We start from the raw sequence: 2,894 nt of genomic DNA, 5'->3' as shown, positions 1-2,894 counted from the left end.
GAAGGACGTGACAAGCTGCGATAAGCTATGGGGATCGGCACAGACGACTTGATCCATAGATTTCCGAATGGGGCAACCCATCCATCTTATGGTGGATATTCCGCAAGGAAGGCGAACGCGGGGAACTGAAACATCTAAGTACCCGCAGGAAGAGAAAACAACAGTGATTCCGTGAGTAGCGGCGAGCGAAACCGGAAGAGCCCAAACCGTCCATGTTACGGCATGGGCGGGGTTATAGGACCTGCATAAAGATTGTATCGGAGAGCTGAACAGCGTGGGAAAGCTGACCATAGACGGTGAGAGTCCGGTAAGCGAGACTGTATACGATTGGGCGGGTATCCTGAGTAGGCCGGGACAGGAGAAATCCCGGTTGAATTATCCGGCACCATCCGGAAAGGCTAAATACTCCTGAGAGACCGATAGTGAACGAGTACCGTGAGGGAAAGGTGAAAAGTACCGTGAATAACGGGGTGAAATAGAACCTGAAACCGTGCGCTTACAAGCGGTCGGAGCCCTTTAGTGGGGTGACGGCGTGCCTTTTGCATAATGAGCCTACGAGTTACTCCTCACTGGCGAGGTTAAGACATTGAGTGTCGGAGCCGTAGCGAAAGCGAGTCTGAACAGGGCGAGAGTCAGTGGGGGTAGACGCGAAACTTTGTGATCTACCCATGGACAGGTTGAAGTCACGGTAAGACGTGATGGAGGACCGAACCGATAAACGTTGAAAAGTTTCCGGATGATCTGTGGGTAGGGGTGAAAGGCCAATCAAACTGAGAAATAGCTCGTACTCCCCGAAATGTTTTTAGGAACAGCGTCAGGGAATTTATCCGGGAGGTAGAGCTACCGATAGGACTAGGGGGAGTCAAATCCTACCAAATCCTGACGAACTCCGAATGCCCGGATAAAGTACTGGCAGTGAGGGCTTGGGTGCTAAGGTCCAAGTCCGAGAGGGAAAGAACCCAGACCTACCGCTAAGGTCCCAAAATCCGCGCTAAGTTGAACAAAGGCGGTCCAGCTGCAGCGACAGCCAGGAGGTTAGCTTGGAAGCAGCTATTCCTTTAAAGAGTGCGTAACAGCTCACTGGTCGAGCGGCAGGGCGTCGATAATAATCGGGCATCAAGTGCGGTACCGAAGCGTAGGATGTGTGTGACTTCGAGTCACATGTATGGTAGGGGAGCATTCCAACGGCGGTGAATGCACATGGTAATGTGTGCTGGAGCTTTTGGAAAAGCAAATGTAGGCATAAGTAACGATAATGCGGGCGAGAAACCCGCACACCGATAGACCAAGGTTTCCTGATCAACGCTAATCGGATCAGGGTCAGTCGGGCCCTAAGGCGAACCCGAAAGGGGCAGTCGATGGAAGATGGGTTAATATTCCCATACTGGACATACAGGTGATGGAGTGACGGAGTGATGGAAGGCCCGCCCGGTGACGGAATACCGGGTTAAAGCGTGTAGGTATTGGATTTATAGTTAAATGCGTAGATCTAGCCGAACGTGACAGTACCGAGCGTCCACGGACAATCGGATAGTGGCCCTAAGAGCTTCCAAGAAAAACTTCTAGCGATAAGAGTATGTCCACCCGTACCGCAAACCGACACAGGTGGTCAAGGAGAGGATCCTGAGGTGCTCGAGTGAATCATGGTTAAGGAACTCGGCAAAATGGCCCTGTAACTTCGGGAGAAGGGGCGCTTCCTCACGAGAGTGAGAAGCCGCAGTGAAAAGGCCCAGGCGACTGTTTAACAAAAACACATGGCTTTGCGAAGTGGCGACACGAAGTATAAGGCCTGACACCTGCCCGGTGCTGGAAGGTTAAGGGGGGGCGTTACCGCAAGGGAAGCGCTGAACTGAAGCCCCAGTAAACGGCGGCCGTAACTATAACGGTCCTAAGGTAGCGAAATTCCTTGTCGGGTAAGTTCCGACCTGCACGAATGGTGTAACGATCTGGGCACTGTCTCAACCATGAGCTCGGTGAAATTGTAGTCGCGGTGAAGATGCCGCGTACCCGCAACGGGACGGAAAGACCCCATGAACCTTTACTGCAACTTAGCATTGGTACTGGGTAAACGATGTGTAGGATAGGTCGGAGACTGTGAAGCGGCGTCGCCAGGCGTTGTGGAGTCACTGTTGAAATACGACCCTTTGTTTGCCTGGTATCTAATCCCGCAAGTCGGGAGACATTGCTTGGTGGGTAGTTTGACTGGGGTGGTCGCCTCCAAAAGGATAACGGAGGCTTCCAAAGGTTCCCTCAGTACGCTTGGTAACCGTACGTGGAGTGCAATAGCATAAGGGAGCTTGACTGTAAGGCCGACAAGCCGAGCAGGGACGAAAGTCGGGTATAGTGATCCGGCGGTACTGTATGGAAGGGCCGTCGCTCAAAGGATAAAAGGTACTCTGGGGATAACAGGCTGATCTCCCCCAAGAGCTCATATCGACGGGGAGGTTTGGCACCTCGATGTCGGCTCGTCACATCCTGGGGCTGGAGAAGGTCCCAAGGGTTGGGCTGTTCGCCCATTAAAGTGGCACGCGAGCTGGGTTCAGAACGTCGTGAGACAGTTCGGTCCCTATCTGTTGCGGGCGTGGGAAGTTTGAGGAGACCTGACCTTAGTACGAGAGGACCGGGTTGGACTGACCGCTGGTGTACCGGTTGTGATGCCAATTGCATTGCCGGGTAGCTACGTCGGGAAGAGATAAGCGCTGAAAGCATCTAAGTGCGAAACTCCCTCCAAGATGAGACTTCCGAATAGGGCCGTCGGAGACGACGACGTCGATAGGTTGCAGGTGTAAAGTCAGAAATGACATAGCCGAGCAATACTAATAGCCCGGAAACTTAAACCGGAAGGAAAACTGTTACATTTTCTGCAAAACATGTCAATTCTAAGTACGAGGTAC

Annotated in this window: 1 rRNA gene; it reads left to right on the top strand. The window is 52.6% G+C overall.

The features are described from left to right. Positions 1–2,840: ribosomal RNA gene (locus F824_RS0125365) — 23S ribosomal RNA — on the top strand; the annotation flags it as partial. Between the last annotated feature and the right edge of the window lie 54 nt (positions 2,841–2,894).

This window comes from Rhodonellum psychrophilum GCM71 = DSM 17998 (assembly GCF_000381545.1).
Lineage (GTDB): Bacteria > Bacteroidota > Bacteroidia > Cytophagales > Cyclobacteriaceae > Rhodonellum > Rhodonellum psychrophilum.
The sequence above is the reverse complement of the archived record's forward strand: the minus strand, read 5'-3'. Positions and strand labels throughout refer to the sequence as shown.